Origin of the sequence: Puniceibacterium sp. IMCC21224 (assembly GCF_001038505.1) — a bacterium.
Taxonomy (GTDB): Bacteria; Pseudomonadota; Alphaproteobacteria; order Rhodobacterales; family Rhodobacteraceae; genus Puniceibacterium.
Genome location: NZ_LDPY01000001.1, coordinates 940,728 through 961,126, shown reverse-complemented (window position 1 = coordinate 961,126; position 20,399 = coordinate 940,728). Strand labels below are relative to the sequence as shown.

19 protein-coding genes are annotated in these 20,399 nt (G+C 60.4%); 9 read left to right on the top strand and 10 right to left on the bottom strand.

The window, feature by feature from the left end:
* The gene (locus IMCC21224_RS04430; protein WP_047994319.1) at positions 1-771 is read right to left on the bottom strand and encodes a sulfite exporter TauE/SafE family protein; all 771 of its coding nucleotides are present in this window, start codon (positions 769-771) and stop codon (positions 1-3) included.
* Between the two features lie 147 nt (positions 772-918).
* Between IMCC21224_RS04430 and IMCC21224_RS04425 the strand changes: the two genes are divergently transcribed.
* Positions 919-2,607 carry an acyl-CoA dehydrogenase family protein gene (locus IMCC21224_RS04425; protein ID WP_047994318.1) on the top strand — a complete coding sequence of 563 codons (1,689 nt, stop codon included), beginning with the start codon at positions 919-921 and terminating at the stop codon, positions 2,605-2,607.
* Positions 2,608-2,623: 16 nt separating this feature from the next.
* On the opposite strand, the gene alaE is transcribed toward IMCC21224_RS04425, so the two are convergent.
* The gene (gene alaE, locus IMCC21224_RS04420; RefSeq protein WP_047994317.1) at positions 2,624-3,031 is read right to left on the bottom strand and encodes an L-alanine exporter AlaE; all 408 of its coding nucleotides are present in this window, start codon (positions 3,029-3,031) and stop codon (positions 2,624-2,626) included.
* Between the two features lie 112 nt (positions 3,032-3,143).
* Positions 3,144-5,648: an FAD-dependent oxidoreductase gene (locus tag IMCC21224_RS04415; protein ID WP_047994316.1), complete on the bottom strand. Its 2,505-nt coding sequence runs from the start codon at positions 5,646-5,648 to the stop codon at positions 3,144-3,146.
* A gap of 180 nt (positions 5,649-5,828) precedes the next feature.
* Here IMCC21224_RS04415 and IMCC21224_RS04410 point away from each other — a divergent pair, with 180 nt between their 5' ends.
* The 8 genes from IMCC21224_RS04410 (at position 5,829) to rpe (ending at position 14,069) form a co-directional block, all read left to right on the top strand.
* The gene (locus IMCC21224_RS04410) at positions 5,829-6,653 is read left to right on the top strand and encodes a hypothetical protein (RefSeq protein ID WP_047994315.1); all 825 of its coding nucleotides are present in this window, start codon (positions 5,829-5,831) and stop codon (positions 6,651-6,653) included.
* Positions 6,654-6,808: 155 nt separating this feature from the next.
* Positions 6,809-7,855, top strand: coding sequence for a rod shape-determining protein (locus IMCC21224_RS04405; protein ID WP_047994314.1), 1,047 nt, complete (start codon positions 6,809-6,811; stop codon positions 7,853-7,855).
* Positions 7,856-7,884: 29 nt separating this feature from the next.
* Complete coding sequence (gene mreC / locus IMCC21224_RS04400; RefSeq protein ID WP_047994313.1) at positions 7,885-8,808, top strand: rod shape-determining protein MreC; 924 nt, start codon at positions 7,885-7,887, stop codon at positions 8,806-8,808.
* Positions 8,801-9,340, top strand: a complete 540-nt coding sequence (locus tag IMCC21224_RS04395) for a hypothetical protein (RefSeq protein WP_047994312.1) — start codon at positions 8,801-8,803, stop codon at positions 9,338-9,340. The genes mreC and IMCC21224_RS04395 overlap by 8 nt, the downstream gene beginning before the upstream one ends.
* Entirely contained in the window at positions 9,337-11,280 is a 1,944-nt protein-coding gene (gene mrdA, locus IMCC21224_RS04390; protein WP_047994311.1) for a penicillin-binding protein 2, read from the top strand. The genes IMCC21224_RS04395 and mrdA overlap by 4 nt, the downstream gene beginning before the upstream one ends.
* A complete protein-coding gene (gene rodA, locus IMCC21224_RS04385) occupies positions 11,277-12,416 on the top strand; it encodes a rod shape-determining protein RodA (RefSeq protein ID WP_047994310.1) in 1,140 nt (379 codons plus the stop codon). Before mrdA ends, rodA begins: the two co-directional genes overlap by 4 nt.
* 1 nt (position 12,417) lies before the next feature.
* On the top strand, positions 12,418-13,353 hold the full coding sequence (locus tag IMCC21224_RS04380; protein WP_047994309.1) for a glyoxylate/hydroxypyruvate reductase A: 936 nt from the start codon (positions 12,418-12,420) through the stop codon (positions 13,351-13,353).
* Positions 13,354-13,382: 29 nt separating this feature from the next.
* A complete protein-coding gene (rpe, locus tag IMCC21224_RS04375) occupies positions 13,383-14,069 on the top strand; it encodes a ribulose-phosphate 3-epimerase (RefSeq protein WP_047994308.1) in 687 nt (228 codons plus the stop codon).
* 60 nt (positions 14,070-14,129) lie between these two features.
* Here the strand turns inward: rpe and IMCC21224_RS04370 are convergent, their stop codons facing one another.
* The 7 genes from IMCC21224_RS04370 to IMCC21224_RS04340 form a co-directional block, all read right to left on the bottom strand.
* Positions 14,130-14,540, bottom strand: coding sequence for a PaaI family thioesterase (locus IMCC21224_RS04370; protein ID WP_047994307.1), 411 nt, complete (start codon positions 14,538-14,540; stop codon positions 14,130-14,132).
* 226 nt (positions 14,541-14,766) lie between these two features.
* Complete coding sequence (locus IMCC21224_RS04365; RefSeq protein ID WP_047994306.1) at positions 14,767-15,207, bottom strand: MaoC family dehydratase; 441 nt, start codon at positions 15,205-15,207, stop codon at positions 14,767-14,769.
* Positions 15,197-16,828, bottom strand: a complete 1,632-nt coding sequence (locus IMCC21224_RS04360; RefSeq protein WP_047994305.1) for a long-chain-fatty-acid--CoA ligase — start codon at positions 16,826-16,828, stop codon at positions 15,197-15,199. The genes IMCC21224_RS04365 and IMCC21224_RS04360 overlap by 11 nt, the downstream gene beginning before the upstream one ends.
* Positions 16,829-17,020: 192 nt before the next feature.
* Positions 17,021-18,553, bottom strand: coding sequence for an ATP-dependent RecD-like DNA helicase (locus tag IMCC21224_RS04355; protein ID WP_047994304.1), 1,533 nt, complete (start codon positions 18,551-18,553; stop codon positions 17,021-17,023).
* 38 nt (positions 18,554-18,591) lie between these two features.
* Entirely contained in the window at positions 18,592-19,230 is a 639-nt protein-coding gene (locus IMCC21224_RS04350) for an acyl-homoserine-lactone synthase (protein WP_047994303.1), read from the bottom strand.
* A 99-nt stretch (positions 19,231-19,329) separates the two neighbouring features.
* On the bottom strand, positions 19,330-20,040 hold the full coding sequence (locus IMCC21224_RS04345; RefSeq protein WP_047994302.1) for a LuxR family transcriptional regulator: 711 nt from the start codon (positions 20,038-20,040) through the stop codon (positions 19,330-19,332).
* Positions 19,997-20,203, bottom strand: coding sequence for a hypothetical protein (locus IMCC21224_RS04340; protein ID WP_047994301.1), 207 nt, complete (start codon positions 20,201-20,203; stop codon positions 19,997-19,999). The genes IMCC21224_RS04345 and IMCC21224_RS04340 overlap by 44 nt, the downstream gene beginning before the upstream one ends.
* Positions 20,204-20,399 lie beyond the last annotated feature (196 nt).

The following is a 20,399-nucleotide window of genomic DNA, read 5'->3' as shown; positions in this document are numbered from 1 at the left end:
CTAGCCGAACACCGCCCGCCGCAGCAGGTTCAGCCCCGCCACAAGCAGCACCGCCAGCGTTGCCTTGCGAAACAGCCGCTGGTCAATGCGGTCCTGAATCCGCCCGCCGATCCACATCCCCGCCACCGCCGGTATGATCAGCAGCGCCGAGAACGACGCGCTCGCCGCATTCAACACGCCCGACCCGACATGCGCGGCTGTCAGCAACAATGCCCCCAAACCATAGATCACGCCCTGCACACGCATCTGTTCACGTTTTTCCGTGCCCAGCGCGGTCAGATAGGCCACAACCGGCGGCCCCCAGACCCCGGAAAGCCCGCCGACAAATCCGGCAAATGCGCCCAGCGCAATTTCCAGCTTTTGGCTGGGACCTCCGGGCAGATCGCCCTTCCACCCCAGCAATTGCGCGCAGGCAAAGGCCGCAACCGGCCCGCCAATGATCGCCAGCATGACGCTGACCGGCAGCACCGACACCAATTGCGCCGACCCGAGCATGAACACCATCCCCACCAACAGGAATACCCGGAAGCGTTTGACCGATACCCAGGCGGCGCCGGGTCCCTGTCGCAGCGCCTGCATACTGTTGGTGACCAAGGTCGGCAGGATCAGCCCGGCCAGAGCCAGCTCCGGCGCGACAAGTGATCCCATGCCTGAAATCATGATCATTGGCATCGCGAATCCGACGACGCCCTTGACGACCCCCGCCAGCAGCGTAATTCCGATGCAGGCCACGAGAAATTGTGGTGTTATGAGTGTGTAAATCTGGTCCATCCTCGCCTCATATCAGAGCGCTTCGTGCTGCACCGCAAAAAAGATACGCGCAATATTTGATCAAAAATTAACGGAATTAGGTATTTTTGTTGCGCTGCATCTGCGAAGGCATTATCTGGACCCCGAGATAACAGAAGGACGTGAATCATGGCTCATGACGGACAGGACCTGGCACTGGCGGGCGACATTGTACTCCCCGACCTTCTGACACTGACCAAAGGCGCCGTCGCGCCAATCGAACAACTGTTTGAGGCTGCCCGCGACCGCGTTCGGGCGCTGGTTGTCGCGGATGGTCGCGTCTCGGGCGGGTTGGTCGAACAGCATCAGACCGCGGCACATGGCCTTGCCTGGCTGTCCACCTACACCGAATCGCTGCGCCAGATGCAGAATTGGGCCGAATCGCTGAACGCCGATGGAAAATTCGGCGAGGTTGAGCAGCTGATTCACCAGATCGCCTTTAGCGAATATCTCAGTCAGATTCGCGGAGGCATCCCGATGAGTCAGGGCGAGATCCTGCGCCTTCAAGACATGGGCCTGAATGATGACGACATCGCCGGGCTGGCAACGCCCGAAATCAGCACCCTGTCGCGCTCGGGCAATTCGCAGGCTGCCCGCACCCGTCTGGTCGCCCTGATGCAGGAACGTTCGGCCGAGATCACGGTTGGGGCCACCGGCCTTGATGACGAGCTTGATATGATCCGCGAGCAGTTCCGCCGCTTCGCGCTCGAAAAGGTCGAACCCTTTGCCCATGAATGGCACCTCAAGGACGAGCTGATCCCGATGGAGATCATCGACGAGTTGGCCGAACTGGGTGTCTTTGGCCTGACCATCCCCGAAAATCTGGGCGGCTTTGGTCTGTCGAAGGCGTCGATGGTTGTGGTCTCCGAAGAGTTGTCGCGCGGCTATATCGGTGTCGGCTCGCTTGGCACCCGATCCGAGATTGCCGCCGAGCTGATCCTCGCCGGTGGTACGGACGAGCAGAAATCCCATTGGCTGCCAAAACTGGCGAGTGGTGAGATCCTGCCAACAGCCGTCTTTACCGAACCCAATACCGGCTCTGACCTCGGCGCGCTGCGCACCCGCGCGACCAAGGGTGCGGATGGCGACTATACCGTCACTGGCAACAAGACCTGGATCACCCACGCCGCCCGCACACACGTCATGACACTATTGGCCCGTACCGACCCCGATACGAGCGACTACAAGGGCCTGTCGATGTTCCTGGCTGAGAAAACGCCGGGCACGGATGACGCCCCCTTCCCCACCGATGGCATGACGGGGGGGGAAATCGAGGTGCTGGGGTATCGCGGCATGAAGGAATACGAACTGGCCTTTGACGGCTTCAAGGTCAAAGGCGAAAACCTGCTGGGCGGACAAGAGGGCAAAGGCTTTAAACAGCTGATGGAAACGTTTGAATCCGCGCGCATCCAGACCGCAGCCCGTGCCATTGGGGTGGCGCAATCGGCGCTGGATGTGTCGATGACATATGCGCAGGATCGCAAGCAATTCGGCAAATCGCTGATCAACTTTCCCCGCGTGTCCGGCAAGCTGGCGATGATGGCGGTGGAAATCATGGTCGCGCGGCAACTGACCTATTTTTCGGCCCGCGAAAAAGACGAAGGACGGCGCTGCGATCTAGAGGCAGGGATGGCCAAACTGCTGGGCGCCCGCGTCGCATGGGCCTGCGCCGACAACGGGTTGCAGATCCACGGCGGCAACGGCTTTGCACTTGAGTACAAGATAAGCCGGATCCTGTGCGACGCGCGGATCCTCAGCATTTTCGAAGGGGCGGCTGAGATTCAGGCGCAGGTCATCGCGCGGCGTCTGCTGGCATAGGCCCCGACTTTCGGCCTCAGATCACCGGGACGCCCGATTTTCGACGCACCATTTCGAGGAACAGACCGAATGGTCGGGAGAGCAGTACCATAAACACGATGGCAGAACTGACAGCGGCCAGCATCGCCTCTGGCGATGCGCCCGCGACAGCAAGAGTCATCACATAGACGGGCACCTGAAACAGCAAAAACGCAGAAATGTCGACGACAATGCGCGATACTGTTGACCGCGCCTCGGTCCGAGCGATCAGCCAGTCCCGCCAGATGCCATAAGGACGCCCGGTCAGGACCATAACCGGCACCATGATCAGCCGCGCAGCAAGAACCTGTTCCGGTGCCATTCCCGCGATCACCGCCTCACTGAAGGCGGCGACGCACGAGAAAAAGACGATGGTGGCTATGGTATCCACGATGAATTGTCGCATGCAGGCCGATTAATCGCGCATTCACCAAATGTCGAGCCGGGGACAGCGGCGCACAAGAAGATCTTTGCCGCGCAAACATCCCTCATCCATTCACGTTGCCGGGCTTTGCCCCTCAGCCGTCCTTGCGAATTGTCGCATTTTGCGGATCGTAGGGGCTGTCTTCGGTCACCACTGCATCCCACAGTTGGTCCAGCATCTTAACCCGCAGCTTTGTCCCCGCCACCGCCAGATCGGGCGTAACATAGCCCAAGCCAATGCTTTTGCCGAACGCGACCGAGTAGCCGCCCGAGGTCAGCCGCCCGACCCGAGTACCCTCGGACGAATACAGCGCCTCACGCCCCCACGGGTCAGCATCATTCGGCCCGTCAATCAGCACGGTGACACATTTTGACCGGATGCCCTTGGCCTCCATCGCCGCTTTGCCGTTGAAATCCTTGGACAGATCGACAAAGCGCGGCAGATCTGCCTCAAGCGGCGTTGCGTCCCGGCCCAATTCATTGCCAAAGGCACGATACGACTTTTCCTGTCGCAACCAATTCTGCGCCCGTGCGCCGACCAGTTTCATACCATGCGGCGCCCCAGCCTTTTCCAGCAGGTCAAAGAGATAGTTCTGCATCTCGATCGGATGATGCAATTCCCAGCCCAGTTCGCCGGTATAGGCAACGCGGATTGCGTTGACCGGACACATGCCCAATTCAATCCGCCTGGCAGACAACCACGGGAACCGCTTGTTTGTCAGGGCGGTGGCCGCGTCCGCATCCTTGATCACCGCGTTAAGAACGTCGCGCGTTTTTGGCCCTGCAATCGCAAAGACGCCATATTGCGTGGTGACATTCTGGATTTCGATATAACCAAATTCGGGCGCTTTGTCGGCGGCGGCCTTACGCAGAAAATCGGCGTCGTAATCCGTCCAGGCACCAGCCGAGACAAGGTAATATTCATCCTCGGCCAGCCGCACAATGGTATATTCGGTGCGCGTGGTGCCGTGATCCGTCAGGGCATAGGTCAGGTTGATGCGCCCCACCTTGGGCAGCTTGTTGCAGGTGAACCAATCCAGGAACGCAGTCGCGCCCGGTCCCTTGACCACATGTTTGGTAAAGGCTGATGCGTCGATCAGGCCGACACCCTCTCGGATCGCCTTGGCTTCGGCCACAGCATGGGGCCACCAGCCGCCGCGACGAAAGCTGCGCGAATCGTGGTCAAAACTGTCAGGCGCATCGAGCGGGCCGAAATAGTTCGGCCGTTCCCAACCGTTTACATGGCCAAACTGTGCGCCACGGGCCTTTTGCCGGTCATAGGCCGGCACGGTGCGCAGCGGACGGCAGGCCGGGCGTTCCTCGTCCGGGTGGTGCAGGACATAGACGTTCTCGTAGGCCTCTTCGTTCTTGCGCGCGGCATACTCGGTCGTCATCCAGTCGCCGTAGCGCTTGGGATCAAGCGATGCCATGTCGATCTCGGCCTCGCCATTGACCATCAACTGGGCAAGGTAATAGCCGGTGCCGCCCGCCGCCGTGATACCAAACGAAAACCCTTCGGCCAGCCACATGTTGCGCAGCCCCGGTGCGGGACCGACCAGCGGGTTTCCGTCGGGGGTATAGCAGATCGGACCGTTGAAATCGTCCTTGAGGCCGACCTCTTCTGACGAGGGCATCCGATGTATCATCGCCATATACTGCTCTTCGATCCGCTCAAGATCGAGTTGGAACAGATCGGCGCGAAAGCTGTCCGGTACGCCATATTCGAACCGCGCAGGGGCATTTTTCTCGTAAACGCCAAGAATCCAGCCGCCGCGCTCTTCGCGCACATAGGATTGTGCATCGGCGTCACGGATCACCGGATGCTCGGCGTTGCCAGCCTTGCGCCAGTCTACCAGCGTCGGATCCGGCTCGGTCACGATGAACTGATGTTCGACCGGGATGGCCGGTATCTTGATCCCCAACATCTTGGCCGTGCGTTGCGCGTGGTTCCCAGAGGCGGTCACGACATGTTCGGCGGTGATGACGATTTGTTCGTCGGACGGCACCAGATTGCCGCCCTTTTCGATCATCTTGGTGGCCGTGACTTCCCAAACTGAACCAGTCCAGTGAAAGGCATCCGCCTGCCATTTGCGTTCGATCATCACACCGCGCTGGCGCGCCCCCTTGGCCATCGCCATGGTTACGTCGGCAGGGTTAATATAGCCGTCAGTCTGATGATACAGCGCGCCTTTCAGATCCTCGGTGCGGATCAGCGGCCAGCGTTCCTTGATCTCATCCGGGGTCAGGAACACATACGGCACGCCGCAAGTCTCAGCAGTCGTGGCATAGAGCCGATATTCATCCATCCGCTCTTCGGTCTGGGCCATGCGCAGGTTGCCGACAACGGCAAAGCCCGCGTTCAACCCGGTCTCTTCCTCAAGCGTCTTGTAGAACTTGATCGAATAGTCGTGGATATGCGTGGTCGCAAAGGACATGTTGAAATAGGGCAGCAGCCCCGCCGCGTGCCAGGTCGAGCCAGAGGTCAGCTCGTCCCGCTCCAGCAGCATGACATCGTCCCAGCCCGCGCGGGCCAGATGATAGGCGATCGACGTCCCGACGGCACCGCCGCCAATGACCAGGGCTTTGACTTCAGTTTTCATGTGTCCCGAACTCCCGCAGGCTTCGCGCCCTCAATACCCCAAGCGGATCAGCACCGCAGACCCCGCCCGACTTGTCATGGCGGGAAAGCGACATGGCGAAAATCGACTTCCCGCTTTGGTGTCGACGCTGGCGAACGGTGCGTGCTAGTCTGATCCTCATTGAAATACAGGATTTTTAGAATGCTATTAAACACTCTATTGCGTGCCGCGGCTCTGCCTCTGCTGCTTGCGGCCTGCGACGATGGCGCGACCAGCAAACCGGAAACCGGCGCACGCACCCGCGACGCGGCCATCATGGGCGCCGGTATTTTGTCCAAAAGCGGCCTTGGCACCGACGAAAAGCCCGTGGATTTTGACGTCAGCAGCCTGAGCTATATTCCCCGACCACAGATTCTGGACAAGTGTCAGAATTTGCTCGCCGGGGTCGACCGGCGCTGGACCACGACCGAAGAATCCTCGGACGATTCCTATATTTTCAAATCCGTTTATAGCCATGCGACCCATGATCTGCGGCAGAGCATGTCGGTGTTGGTCGATGCCGCCGTGCCGAACGCGTTTGTCACCATCACCTGCGCAAAACATCGGCCCAAACAAAACGATCTGAACACGTTCACCAACAGCATTGCCGCGACCTACCGCAAAAGCCCGCAGACCTATCTAAGCGTGTCTCGCGGCACATTTCGGGGGCGTTCAGGCGCGTGGCAGACCATACGGACCAGGCAAAAACGCAGCAAAAGCACCATCGACAATTATACCGCGTATCAGCTACGGCGTGGACGGCTGATCAAGGTAACTCTACAAGGGTTTCGCGGTGCTGGAACAAAAGCCGCAGATGCCACACTGGCCCCCGCAGGATCAATCACCCGAATCACAAATTCAAACGGAAGGACCCTGACCCTGCGCCTGACACAGCCTGCCTGGCACAATGCGTCTGCGGTATGGGGCGTCCGCGATGCAGCCGCACACGACCGTTTCTTTCAGAAGTTCATGGGCATCCTGCGATAACTGCGACTTGAGGACGCTGGACGCAACTCTGCGGCGGTTTCACGCTGATTCACATGCGACGGCCCCTTTCACCTGTATAGATCCGTGCCTATAAGGGCATCCGGTCTGCCTCGCGAGAGTCGCGGACCCATTTTCTATTTTGAGGCAGATCGCGAATGCTAGGACTTGATAAACTGCTGGGCATGTTCTCGTCGGACATGGCCATCGACCTCGGTACGGCCAACACGCTGGTCTACGTCAAGGGCCGCGGCATCGTACTGTCGGAACCCTCGGTCGTGGCCTACCACATCAAGGACGGGGTCAAAAAAGTGCTGGCCGTCGGCGAAGATGCCAAGCTGATGCTGGGCCGCACACCCGGAAGCATTCAGGCCATCCGCCCAATGCGCGAGGGCGTGATCGCAGATTTCGACACCGCCGAAGAGATGATCAAATATTTCATCCGAAAGGTGCATAAACGCTCAACCTTTTCCAAACCCAAAATCATTGTCTGCGTCCCGCATGGCGCCACCCCGGTCGAGAAACGCGCCATCCGCCAGTCGGTTCTGTCGGCGGGCGCACGCAAGGCCGGACTGATTGCCGAACCCATCGCGGCGGCCATCGGGGCCGGGATGCCGATCACCGACCCGACCGGCAACATGGTCGTGGACATCGGCGGCGGCACCACCGAAGTCGCGGTCCTCAGCCTTGGTGACATTGTTTATGCCCGCTCGGTCCGGGTGGGCGGTGACCGCATGGACGAGGCGATCATCAACTATCTGCGCCGTCAACAAAACCTGCTGGTCGGCGAATCAACCGCCGAGCGGATCAAGACCAGCATCGGCACAGCGCGGATGCCGGATGACGGGCGCGGCTCTTCGATGCAGATCCGGGGCCGCGATCTGCTGAACGGCGTGCCCAAGGAAATCGAAATCAGTCAGGCACAGGTGGCCGAGGCCCTTTCGGAACCGGTGCAGTCGATCTGCGAGGCGGTGATGACCGCACTTGAGGCAACACCGCCGGATCTGGCCGCTGACATTGTCGATCGTGGCGTGATGCTGACCGGTGGCGGCGCGTTGCTGGGTGATCTGGACCTGGCGCTGCGCGAACAAACCGGTCTGGCGGTCTCAATTGCCGACGAATCGCTGAATTGTGTTGCTCTTGGCACTGGCAAGGCGCTGGAATACGAAAAGCAGCTGCGCCACGCGATAGACTACGACAGCTGATTTCCCCATAAGGCACCTGGGGGGCCATCTTGGCAAAGGACCGCAACGGCGAAAACTATACCGGCCCGCTCCGACGGCTTTTGCTGTCGGTTTTGGTGCTGTGCCTGCTTGGGCTTTTTCTATTCTGGCGGATTGATTCGCCGCGCGTCGAACGCTTTCGCGCCCAGGTGATCGACACCGTTCTGCCCAGTTTCGACTGGGCGATGGCGCCCGTCACAGCGTCGGTCAAGCTGCTGCGCAATTTCCAGAGCTACCAGCGAATCCACGAACAGAATCAGGAGCTGCGGCGCGAGTTGCGGCAAATGACCTCGTGGAAAGAGGCGGCACTCCAACTCGAACAAGAGAACGCCCGCCTGCGCGATTTGAACAACGTCCAGCTTGACCCGCGACTGACCTATATTACCGGTGTGGTGCTGGCGGACTCAGGATCTCCGTTCCGGCAGACGGTGCTGATCAATGTGGGATCACGCGATGGCATTGTTGACGGATGGGCAACAATGGACGGTATCGGCCTTGTCGGGCGGATATCGGGCGTCGGCGACAATACCAGTCGGGTGATCCTACTGACCGACACCACCAGCCGCATTCCCGCCGTGATCCAACCTTCGGGCCAGCGCGCGCTGATCGTAGGCGACAACACCGCCGCTCCACCGATTGATTTCCTTGAAAACCCGGACCTTGTGCGTCCCGGCGACCGCATCGTGACCAGCGGCGACGGTGACGTTTTTCCCCCCGGCCTGCTGATTGGGCAGGTGGCACAGGACCCCGGCGGACGGCTGCGCATCCGCATGGCGGCTGACTATGAACGTCTGGAATTCCTGCGCGTCTTGCGCGACCACGGTGCGCGCAAGGTCACACAACCCAGCGCGCTGATTATGCCTGACGCCCCGTTGGGGACCGTAACGCCCCCCCCCGAGGCCAGCGACGAAACCGCGGGCGTCGGCGATGGTTGACCAAAGCCTGACCCGAATCTGGAGCATGCGCGCGGCCTTTCTGGCGCTCAGTCTGTTGGTGATCTTCTTTCATTTGCTGCCACTTGAGACGATGCCACGTCGCTGGGCCCCGCCCGATCTGATCGTGGCATTGTGCTTTGCCTGGGCATTGCGGCGCCCAGATTATGTTCCGGCGTTGCTGGTCGCGGGCGTCATTTTGCTGACGGATCTGGTGTTTCACCGCCCACCCGGACTCTGGGCTGCGCTGGTGGTGATGGCGGCCGAGTGGCTGAAATCCCGTGAACGGCGTCAGCGTGATAACACCTTTGTGCTGGAATGGATCACCGTGGCGGGATGCCTGCTGATCATAACCCTGATATATCGTCTGGTGTTGTTAGTGCTGATTGTCTCTCCGGGGACATTCGCACTGTCGCTGATGCAGTTGATCACGACCATCGCGGTTTATCCGCTGATCGTGCTATCGTCACATCTGGTGTTCGGGGTCCGACGTTCGGCACCTGGTGAAGTGGACAGGCTGGGACATTCGCTATGAGACGCACACCACGCGATTCCGCAGAAAGCGTCCGCCGGATCACCCGGCGCGGCATCATTCTGGGTGGGCTGCAGCTGGGGTTTTCCGGGGTTCTGGCCGCCCGGATGCAATTCATGCAGGTTGAACAGGCAGATCAGTTTCGTCTGCTGGCCGAAGAGAATCGCATCAACATCCGCGTGATTCCCCCCGCACGCGGCGAGATTTTTGACCGCAACGGCATCATCATCGCCGAAAACGAACCCAGCTACCGCATCACCATGGTCCGCGAAGACGCCGGAAATGTCGACGAGGTGATTGCCCGCCTTTCGACGCTGGTTGAACTTGACGAGGACGAATTGAACCGCGCGCTGGCCTCGATGGCCCGGTCCGCGCCATTCCTGCCGATCACCGTCGCAGATCGCGTCAGCTGGGAAGCGGTGAGCCGCGTCGCGGTCAACGCCCCCGCCCTGCCCGGCGTCACCCCCGAGGTCGGCCTGTCGCGGCATTACCCGCAGGGCAAAATGTACGCCCATGTCGTTGGCTATGTGAATCCCGTCTCAGAAAGCGATCTGGCGCTGTACGAGGATCCCGACCCGGTGCTGCGCATCCCGCGGTTTCAGTTCGGCAAAGTCGGAGTCGAGGCGAAATACGAGGATCGTTTGCGCGGCCGTGCCGGTGCCAAACGGGTCGAGGTCAATGCCGTCGGCCGCGTCATGCGGGAACTGGACCGCCGCGAAGGTGAAGCCGGTGCCGATCTGCAACTGACGGTGGACACCAAGCTTCAGGATTACATCGAAGCCCGTTTAGGCACCGAAAGCGCCAGCGTCGTAGTAATGGATCTTGAGCACGGCGACATTCGCGCCGCAGTCTCTGCGCCGTCCTACGATCCCAATCTGTTTGTGCGCGGCATCTCGTATGCCAATTACGGTGTGCTGCACGACAACGACCGCAGGCCGCTGGCGTCAAAAACCGTGCAGGACGCCTATCCGCCCGGCTCTACCTTCAAGATGGTGACAGCCATGGCGGCGATGGAGGCCGGTGTGATCGGTCCCGAAGAAACGGTCTGGTGCCCGGGCCATCTTGAGGTTGGCGGCCGCCGCTTTCACTGCTGGAAACGCGCCGGCCACGGCCACATGAATCTGGAACAATCCCTGCGCGAAAGCTGCGATGTGTACTACTACGACCTCGCCTTGAAGGTGGGGATCGAAAACATTGCGGCAATGTGCCATCAGTTGGGTCTGGGCGAAGCACATGACATCCCGATGTCAGCGGTCAGCTCGGGTTTGGTGCCCGACAAGGCCTGGAAGCAACGCGAACGCGGCGCGGGATGGGTGATCGGTGATACTGTAAACACCGCCATCGGTCAGGGCTTTGTGCTGACCTCGCCGCTGCAACTGGCGGTGATGACGGCCCGACTGGCGACCGGGCGTAGCATCACCCCGCGTCTGGTGAAATCCATCGACGGGATCGAAACGCCGTCGCGCGGCGGGGACAGCCTGGGGTTAAACGAAAACCACCTGCGCCAGATCCGCCGCGCCATGTTCGCGGTCAGCAACAACCGGCGCGGCACCGGCTACGGATCACGTATCACCGAAGAGGCCTACCGCATGGCGGGCAAAAGCGGCACCAGCCAGGTCCGCAACATCAGCCCCGCAGAACGGGCGCGCGGCGTGATCAACAACAACGACCTGCCGTGGAACCGACGCGATCACGGGTTGTTCGTGAATTTCGCCCCTTACGACAATCCCAAGATCGCAGTGGCGGTGGTGGTCGAACATGGCGGCGGCGGCTCCTCCGCGGCGGCACCGATCAACCGCGACGTGACTCTTCAGGCGCTCTACGGTGAGGACCCACCGCTGTCCGCCTATCCGTCCAGAGACCATGGCCGGATCAAAGCGCAGCAGGAACGACTGCGCGACGAACGCCAGATGACCCGAACCGACGGATCTGGCCGCGCATGAGCTATCTTGAATATACCGTCAAAACGGTCCCCGCAGGCATCCGCAAGGCGCTGTATCTTAACTGGCCGCTGGTGCTGTTGCTCAGCGCGGTGGCCTGCGTCGGCTTTCTCATGCTCTATTCAGTCGCGGGCGGATCGTTCACTCCCTGGGCTGAACCACAAATGCGACGCTACGGCCTGGGTCTGGCCGCGATGTTTGTGGTCGCGATGGTGCCGATCTGGTTCTGGCGCAACATGGCGGTGGTGGCCTATCTGGTGTCGATCGGCCTGCTGGTGTTGGTCGAATTTTTCGGCTCGATCGGGATGGGCGCGCAACGGTGGATCGACCTCGGATTTATGCGGCTGCAACCGTCCGAGCTGATGAAGATCACCATGGTGATGCTGCTGGCAGCCTATTACGATTGGCTGCCGATTCACAAGACATCGCGCATCCTTTGGGTGATCCTGCCGGTGATCCTGATCTTTGCGCCGACCTTACTGGTGCTGACGCAGCCCGACCTTGGCACCGCAATCCTGTTGGTCATCGGCGGTGGGCTGATGATGTTTCTGGCCGGCGTGCATTGGGGCTATTTCGCCGCCGTGATCGCCGCAGGCACCGGCTTTGTCGCCACCGTGTTCAAAAGTCGCGGCACCGACTGGCAGATGCTCAAAGACTACCAGTTCCGCCGCATCGACACCTTTCTGGACCCGAACTCCGATCCCTTGGGCGCGGGATATCACATCACTCAGGCCAAGATCGCGATGGGATCCGGCGGCTGGACCGGACGCGGCTTCATGCAGGGCACCCAGTCCCGGCTGAACTTCCTGCCAGAGAAACACACCGACTTCATCTTCAACACCCTTGCCGAGGAATTCGGCTTTGTCGGCGCGGTATCTCTCCTGGGACTGTATGTGCTGGTCCTCGTGTTCTGCATCGCTTCCGCGCTTCAGAACCGCGACAGGTTCTCGTCGCTGTTGACCCTAGGCATCGGGCTGACATTCTTTTTGTATTTTGCCGTCAATATGTCGATGGTGATGGGGTTGGCCCCTGTCGTCGGCGTGCCGCTGCCACTGGTCAGCTATGGCGGATCTGCCATGCTTGTGCTCATGGTGGCATTTGGCCTGGTGCAAAGCGCCCACATCCACAGACCGAGGTAACATGACCGTCAACGTGCTTTTCGCCGCGCAGCCAAACCGCTGGCCGCAATACGAAACTCCCTTGCGCATTGCGCTGGACGACACCGGGCTCGACTATGACCTGCGCACCGAATTTGCGCCATCCGAAGTCGATTACATCGTCTACGCCCCAAATGGCAGCGTGCAAGATTTCACGCCCTACACACGGCTCAAAGCCGTTCTGAACCTCTGGGCCGGAGTCGAGGACGTGGTCGGCAACAAAACCCTCACCGTGCCGCTGACCCGCATGGTTGATGATCAGGGGCTGACCCAAGGCATGGTCGAATGGGTCACCGGCCATGTGATGCGCCACCATCTGGGGATGGACAGCCACATCGTGAACCCCGACCGGGTCTGGAACAACAGCGCGCCCCCTCTGGCCACCGATCGCCCCGTGACGATTCTGGGCTTTGGCGCGCTGGGGCAGGCCTGTGCCCGCATACTGACCACACTCGGCTTTCCCGTCACCGGCTGGAGCCGCTCCGGCCACCCACTGCCCGGCATCACCAGCATGTCTGGCGACAATGGCTTGACCGAGGCGCTGACCGGCGCACAGATCGTGGTCCTGCTGCTGCCCGCCACGCCGGGGACCGCGAATATCCTGAACGCCGAGCGCCTGGCGCTGATGGCCCCCGGCGCATTTGTGATCAACCCCGGTCGCGGCCCGCTGATCGACGATGCCGCTCTGCTCGCGGCGCTCGACAGCGGCCAGATCGCTCATGCCACTCTGGACGTGTTCCGCACCGAACCTCTGCCGAATGACGATCCATACTGGGGCCATCCGCGCGTCACCGTCACGCCCCACATCGCTTCGGAAACGCGGCCCCCCTCGGCCTCGCGCGTCATCGCCGACAACATCCGCAGGAGCGAAGCAGGCGAACCGCTGTTGCATCTTGTGGACCGCAGTGCCGGATACTGATACCTGGCCCACATCGCAGGAGAGTTGTCATGACATTCGACCGTTCGCTCAAAATCGCCCCCTCAATCCTCGCCGCCGATTTCGCCAACTTCGGAGCCGAGATCCGCGCTGTCGAGGCAGAGGGCGCGGACTGGATTCATGTGGATGTGATGGACGGTCATTTCGTGCCCAACATCAGCTTTGGCCCCGCCACCTGCGCCGCCATTCGACCGCACATCAAAACGGTGATGGACGTCCACCTGATGATCGCGCCGGTTGATCCCTATATCGACGCCTTCGCCGCCGCCGGGGCCGACATCCTCACCGCCCATATTGAGTCTGGCCCCCATATTCACCGCACGCTTCAGGCGATCCGCGCGGCAGGCGTCAAGGCGGGCGTGGCGCTCAATCCTGGCACTCCGGCGTCAGCGGTGGAACCATTGCTCGACATGATCGACCTGGTCTGCGTGATGACGGTGAACCCCGGCTTTGGCGGACAAAAATTCATCAATATGACGGCCAAAATCCGCGCGCTGCGTGAGATGATCAAAGATCGCGGCATCCATATAGAAATCGACGGCGGCGTTGACCCGACAACAGCGCCACTCGTCGCTGCCGCTGGCGCCGATGTACTGGTCGCAGGCTCAGCAGTATTCAAAGGCGGCTCGGTCGAGAATCCCGCGCCCTACGGCAACAACATCAACGCCATCCGCGCAGCGGTTCAGTCTGGGGGCTGATACCTCGCTTCTTCTCTTTCTAAATACGCAAAAACCCAACCCAGGCCACGGACCCCAGCGTCAGCCCGACTTGCGATACCGGAACACCCCGGTGCCCGTGGCAATCAACTCGCCCGTGTTGTCAGAAACCTGTGCCTCAGCAAAAAAGGTGCTGCGACCACCGCCGGTCTGGCGGCCTTCCCCGATCAGCAAAGTGCCCTTGGGCCGCGACAGGTACATCACATTCAGCGACAGCGTGAGCGCCATCTGCCGCACCTCGGGGTCCCCGGTCCAGCATCCTGCATATCCCATCACCGTGTCCAGCAGCGACGCGTGAACGCCGCCATGCGGATTGTCGTGACGGTTCATGTGAAACGGCTGCAACGGCATTTCGAACCTTGCCCAGCTCTGCTTCCAGCCCGTCATCCGCATCCCGATATGCGTCGGAAAGGCGTAAGGCGGCTCATCAAATGCCGGATCCAATTCACTCATGCCTCTGCCACCTTTATCCCGATTTTCGCGCACCTTGTCACAAATGCACCTGGACGCAATACCTTGTCAGGGGTCCATGCGCCTCCAACCGACCTGCTTTGCGGCGTCACATTGTCGTGCCGATAACCTAGGTGATACAATTTCCACCTAAAGTCATGTCGCGCGATTATTCGCCTTGGGGCGGCAGAACCAGCGCAGCGCTATCACTCCAGCAAACAAAGTGTCGTCATTCCTCCATCTCGAATCGGGTGATCCAGGATGCCACCAGCGCCGGCTTCTCGGCATCCTCAATCTCGAGCGTGACATCCCAATGCACGGTCAGCCGGCCCGGCCCCTCATCCACTGACGCGACGGCAAACCGGCCCCGGACCCGGCAACCCGCCCGCACCGGTGACACAAAGCGGACCCTGTCAAAGCCGTAGTTGACGCTGGCACGCATCCCCCGCAGCTCTGGCACCACCTCATAGGACATCGCCGACAGCAGCGACAGCGTCAGAAAACCGTGCGCAATTGTGCCGCCAAACGCCGTCTGGGCGGCTCGATCCTCGTCCAGATGGATGAACTGCCAATCCTCAGTCACATCGGCAAAGGCAGCGATCCGCGCCTGATCCATCTCGTACCAACGCGAATACCCGGGCGGGAGCACCCGCAGGAGGTCAGCAGACATCCGGCAACTTATATCCGACAAACTTTTGACGCAGCGTCATCTTTGACACTTTGCCGGTGGCTGTCAGCGGCAGGTCTTCGACAAATTCGACCGCATCAGGTAGTTGCCATTTTGCAACCGACTGCAACATAAGGTCGTGTATCTCACTCAGTGTCGGCAGCTCCTCCCCCTTTGGCACGACAACCAAAAGTGGCCGTTCGTCCCATTTTGGATGCTTGACAGCGATCACCGCGCAATTGGCCACCTTTGGACAGGCCATAACAAGGTTTTCGAGGTCGATCGAACTGATCCATTCGCCGCCCGACTTGATCAGATCCTTTGAGCGGTCCTGAATGCTGAGAAATCCCAGCGGGTTGATCGTCGCCACATCGCCGGTGCCAAACCAGCCCTCGGCGTCCAGCGCCGTTTCACTGGCCTCGGGGTTGTTGAAATAGCCCGACACAATGGTGTTGCCGCGCACAAAAAGCTCGCCCGCTGCCTTGCCATCATGCGGCAGGCGATTGCCCTGCTCATCGACGATCTTCAGCTCGACCCCGAACAGCCGTCGCCCCTGCAACGCCTTGAGCCGCATCTGTTCGTCGCGCGGCAGCTCACGCATGGGTTCAGATAGCAGGCCATGTGTCCCCACAGGTGACATTTCGGTCATGCCCCATGCGTGGCAAACCGATACGCCTGTATTCTCGAACCCTTCGATCATGCTGCGCGGTGCCGCGGATCCACCAACAACCACCTGCGCGAACCCGTCCGGGTTGCGACCACGTTTGTCAATCTCGGCCCGCAGCCCCATCCAGACGGTTGGCACCCCCCAGGCGGATGTCACGCCCTCGGCCTCCATCAGATCAAATAGCGATGCCCCGTCTAGCTTGGGCCCTGGCATCACCAGCGACGCGCCGGTCAAAGGCGCAGCATAGGGCAGGCCCCAGGCGTTGACGTGAAACAGCGGCACCACCGGCAGAATACGCCCGCCCTCGGTCAGGCTTTTGCTCAGGGTAATCGCGACGGTCATGGCGTGCAGCACGGTCGATCGATGGGAATACAGCGCGCCCTTGGGATGACCTGTCGTCCCAGAGGTATAGCATAATGCCGCCGCCGTCTCCTCTGGCAGCGTGGGCCAATCATAGCTGTCGGGCTGACCGTCCAGCAGAACCTCGTAACACAGCAGGTCCAGGGACGTTTCGGGCATATGTGCCCGATCTGTCATCGCCACCAGCCGCAAACCTTTGGGAAGCTGGTCTTTCATCGCCTCAATCATTGGCGCAAAGGTGGTATCGAAACACAAAATGCGGTCCTGAGCATGGCCCAGAATGTACAGCATCTGTTCGGCAGACAGGCGCGGGTTGATGGTGTGGCAGATCGCCCCCATTCCGGAGAGCGCGTAATATAGCTCAAAATGCCGGTAGCCGTTCCAGGCCAGTGTCGCAACGCGGTCACCCCCGTTGATCCCCAGCGCAGCCATGCCATGCGCCAGTCGAGCCGCGCGTTGATACGCCTCGAAGTAGGTTTCGCGGTGAATGTCGCCTTCGGTGCGAACGGACACGATCCCCGCGCCTGGATGCGCCGAACTTGCGTACCGCAGGATCTCAATGATCGACAGCGGTTGGTTCATCATCAAGCCTTGCATCCAGCCCTCCCTCGCTTTTGCGGCATATGTCCGGACACACTGCCCAAGGCGGCCCTGCTGACGCAATACCCAATCCCCGAAACGTCCGGCCAAGAATTGAAAACCGCGGCACAGCTTCACCGCGATACTTCGGTCCAGAACCTGCGACGCACTGATGTTCACGGTCTGAAACAGGCCCGCGCCGATTCCGGCTTAGCCGATTTCTTCGGCTTCAAGCATCAGCGGTGCGGCTGATGCGCTGCGCAAGTCGTCGACCACCAGCGGCCCCGAAGGTTTTGACAGCCGGTTGCGCACCACCCAGATCAGCCGCTCTTGCGCGCGGGTGATCGCCACATACGCCAGTCGCTTCCACAGCGGTTGACCCGCCTCGACTCGGCCCATGCGCGCAGCGACAAACAGGTCGGGCGCAAAGACCTGCACCGTGTCCCATTGTGACCCCTGCGCCTTGTGGATTGTCACGGCTGCACCGTGCAGGAATGTCGCCCCCATGCGGGCAGCAAAGGGAATGAACGGCTCTTCCTCGTCCGGTTTTTCGATCTTGACGATTGACGCTGCGGACACTTGCGGATCTTCGGCCCCCATCACGTGCAACCGTGAAAATCCCGGCTTGCGCCCCGGCCCAAGGTAAATCACCTGCGCGCCCTTGATCAGACCACGTGCCTCAAGGTCCAGCCGCTTTTTGCGATGCTTGAGCGGCAGTTCAATCCCGTCGCAAATCAGCGGCTCGCCTGCCAGCAATTCGGTATCCGGTGCGTCATGTACCGCGCGAAATGCGTTGATCAGCCGGATACGTGTGTTGTTGCGCCAAACCAGAACTGGCGAGCGCGCCATCAGGTCAACCTCGACCCGCTGGCCCCAAACCACGCGTTCGTCGCGCCGCGCAGTGTCTTCGATCATCTTCTCGAAATCGGAAAACTCAAGCGCGGGATCAGCAAGTGCATGCGCCAGATCAAGAATCGGATTGTCAGCATCTTGACGATGGACGCGGTGCAGCTCCATCTTTTGTTCGGGTTTGAGGGTGTCGAACACCATACCGCCCGACTGATTGACCGGGGCCAGCTGGGCCGGATCGCCAAACAGCAGCAGGTTTGGAAAAATCTCTTGCAGATCGTCGAACTGCCGTTCGTCCAGCATCGACGATTCATCGACAAAGCCCAGATCCAGCGGATCCTCGCGGCGTTTCCAGCCTGTGATGAAATCCGACCCGCGCAAACCCGCCGCCGCCAGCGCCGCCGGAACCGATTTGTGCCCCTGATACGAGGCAAAGGCGCGATCCAGCGCCGTTTCAGACAACGCCTCGATCTCGGGTTTTTCGCCCTGACCGGTCAGCCATTCGGCGATGCGTTCATATTCCGGATCATAAACGGGGGTGTAGAGGATGCGATGAATCGTCGTCGCAGGTACACCGCGCATGCGCAGCACGCTCGCCGCCTTGTTGGTGGGGGCCAGAATCGCCAGCGTGCGCTTGTCACGCCGACGCTTGCTTTCGTAATCCCCCGAAACGATTTCAACCCCCGCCGCCTCAAGCGCCTTATACAACTCGGCCAGCAGCAGTGTCTTGCCCGATCCAGCCTTTCCCACCAGTGCCATCAGCCTTGGCTTGCCCGCTTGGGCAGGCAGGACAAGGCCATCGGACAGGTCGATCCCCGCACCGCGCAACATCTCGGCCACGCGGTCGTAGGCTTCGGCCTGATCATCGGAAAATATGAGTGTGGGCAGCGTCATGGGCGGACCCTACAGGTCTGCCCATGGCTGCGCCAGCCTCAAGCAGCCTGGGTCGCGGCCTGTTCGGATTTTGCGCCAAAGGCCAGTTCGAACCAGTGGCGCGACTGCGACGGAGCGATCCCCGCACTGGCCGCAACCCGCGCCTGTGCGTCATCCGAGAAATGCCACAGCCCGACACTAATCGCATCCCGCCCGGTCCCCTGCGTACCCAACACCTCGGGAGAGGCGCCGATCATTCGGTAGATCCGCACCATCCGCGCGTCAAAGACCCCAACGTAATGTTCGACTCCGAAGCCACGCATCACCTCTCCGCCTGCCAGCATCAATGCCGCAGCCGCCCCCGGCGCCGTTTCACGTGCCAGACAAAAGCGGGTGCATTCCCAAATCACCGGGCTTTCAATGCGCACGCCATCGGTGAGATGACCAAAATAGTCGTTCACCATGGTACGCCCCACTGTCGGCAGCAGCCGCATCGACCCGCCGTGACGCCCGTCAGGCTGTTCCCAAATCACATAGAGCGGGTTCAGTTTGTCGTATTCGTCACTTTCATACCCATCGGCGTCGACCTGCACCTCCCATCCCAGACGGGTGCGAAACTGATCGGCACGGTCCCGGAACATGCTGTCGCGCAACAGCGGGAACTGGCAAAGCTGGTCGGCGTAAAGATAACGGATCATGGTGAGGCTCCCTTCGGTTTCTGAAGGGAAGGCTCGGCTTCAAAGGTTAATCGCTCTCTGCGCCACCGTACGGTGATGACTGCAAATCGCTAACCAAGATTACACAACGATGATTCCGCGCGACATCGCCCGCGCCACGGCATGCGTTGTGTTTAGTGCGCCCAGCTTGTGTCGGGCGCTTTCGATATAGACCCGGAGCGTGTTTTCCGAAATCGACAACGTATTAGCGACCTGCGCCCGACTATACCCCACGGCAAGCAGGGTCATTGCCTCGACCTCTCGGGGCGACAGTGACTGTGCCGCCTCGGGCTTGCGCCCTGGCTCCAACTCCAGCGCCTTTTTGTTGAAATAATGCGCCAAAAGGATCAGATCCTTACGGTGGGTTTCAGTAAAGTCGTTCCATTCGTCGTCGCTGCAACTATGGTTCACTGTGAATAAGGCAAACTGGCCGTTGGGGCCGCGGATCGGGATCGAAAACCCCTGATTTCCAACTCCAAAGGCAATGGCGTCTTTCTGAAACGCCCGAGCGGCTTTGCTAGACCAATCCAATCGCTTCCAGTCGACGGGGTGAAACCGCTGATTGCAGCCCAATATGACCGGATCTATGCGCAGATAGCCCCGGTCCAGATAGTGCTGCACCCATTCAGGCGCATAGGTGCCGCACCCGTATTGATCCCCGTTGCCGTTCACCCAGTGATAGACCAGATGGTTGATCTTATAAAACTCACAGAGCGCCTCGGACGCCTCCTGCAATCCGGTTAACGTCTCAGCGCAGTCTAACTGCTGCAGAATGTCGTCCAGCAAAAGCATCGTCGCCGCGTAAGCCACTTGTCATCCTTTTGGCCTGCGACGCAATCTCAACCTGGGCGACCAGCTGGGTATCATCCAGATGGTCGGCAAGTGCGCCCATCCCGTTGGTGCGCGCAAACGTTTTCAGGTCGGCGAGTACGTCGATAATCCAGTCATGTCCCATGGGCACCCTCATTCACATTGGTTAACGAATTGTTAAATTCAGGATAGCACGACAGGATATCGAACCATATTCGCGACTTTCAACTCCCCAGAAATAGTGAGTTGCCTCAAAAGAAGCGATTGAAATCGTTTATAGGCGCCTTCGAGACACAGAAACGCCCGCCACCCGCGGCAGGATTCGCGGGATGGCGGGCGCA

Excerpts from the sequence above, each read along its gene's own strand:
- IMCC21224_RS04430 (WP_047994319.1), bottom strand. The coding sequence starts at position 771 with ATGGACCAGATTTACACACTCATAACACCACAATTTCTCGTGGCCTGC.
- rodA (WP_047994310.1), top strand. The coding sequence starts at position 11,277 with ATGAGCTATCTTGAATATACCGTCAAAACGGTCCCCGCAGGCATCCGC.
- alaE (WP_047994317.1), bottom strand. The coding sequence starts at position 3,031 with ATGCGACAATTCATCGTGGATACCATAGCCACCATCGTCTTTTTCTCG.
- IMCC21224_RS04410 (WP_047994315.1), top strand. The coding sequence starts at position 5,829 with ATGCTATTAAACACTCTATTGCGTGCCGCGGCTCTGCCTCTGCTGCTT.
- mrdA (WP_047994311.1), top strand. The coding sequence starts at position 9,337 with ATGAGACGCACACCACGCGATTCCGCAGAAAGCGTCCGCCGGATCACC.
- IMCC21224_RS04345 (WP_047994302.1), bottom strand. The coding sequence starts at position 20,040 with ATGCTTTTGCTGGACGACATTCTGCAGCAGTTAGACTGCGCTGAGACG.
- IMCC21224_RS04415 (WP_047994316.1), bottom strand. The coding sequence starts at position 5,648 with ATGAAAACTGAAGTCAAAGCCCTGGTCATTGGCGGCGGTGCCGTCGGG.
- IMCC21224_RS04365 (WP_047994306.1), bottom strand. The coding sequence starts at position 15,207 with ATGTCTGCTGACCTCCTGCGGGTGCTCCCGCCCGGGTATTCGCGTTGG.
- IMCC21224_RS04395 (WP_047994312.1), top strand. The coding sequence starts at position 8,801 with ATGGTTGACCAAAGCCTGACCCGAATCTGGAGCATGCGCGCGGCCTTT.
- IMCC21224_RS04380 (WP_047994309.1), top strand. The coding sequence starts at position 12,418 with ATGACCGTCAACGTGCTTTTCGCCGCGCAGCCAAACCGCTGGCCGCAA.
- IMCC21224_RS04350 (WP_047994303.1), bottom strand. The coding sequence starts at position 19,230 with ATGATCCGTTATCTTTACGCCGACCAGCTTTGCCAGTTCCCGCTGTTG.
- IMCC21224_RS04340 (WP_047994301.1), bottom strand. The coding sequence starts at position 20,203 with ATGGGACATGACTGGATTATCGACGTACTCGCCGACCTGAAAACGTTT.
- IMCC21224_RS04360 (WP_047994305.1), bottom strand. The coding sequence starts at position 16,828 with ATGCAAGGCTTGATGATGAACCAACCGCTGTCGATCATTGAGATCCTG.
- IMCC21224_RS04425 (WP_047994318.1), top strand. The coding sequence starts at position 919 with ATGGCTCATGACGGACAGGACCTGGCACTGGCGGGCGACATTGTACTC.
- IMCC21224_RS04355 (WP_047994304.1), bottom strand. The coding sequence starts at position 18,553 with ATGACGCTGCCCACACTCATATTTTCCGATGATCAGGCCGAAGCCTAC.
- rpe (WP_047994308.1), top strand. The coding sequence starts at position 13,383 with ATGACATTCGACCGTTCGCTCAAAATCGCCCCCTCAATCCTCGCCGCC.
- IMCC21224_RS04405 (WP_047994314.1), top strand. The coding sequence starts at position 6,809 with ATGCTAGGACTTGATAAACTGCTGGGCATGTTCTCGTCGGACATGGCC.
- IMCC21224_RS04370 (WP_047994307.1), bottom strand. The coding sequence starts at position 14,540 with ATGAGTGAATTGGATCCGGCATTTGATGAGCCGCCTTACGCCTTTCCG.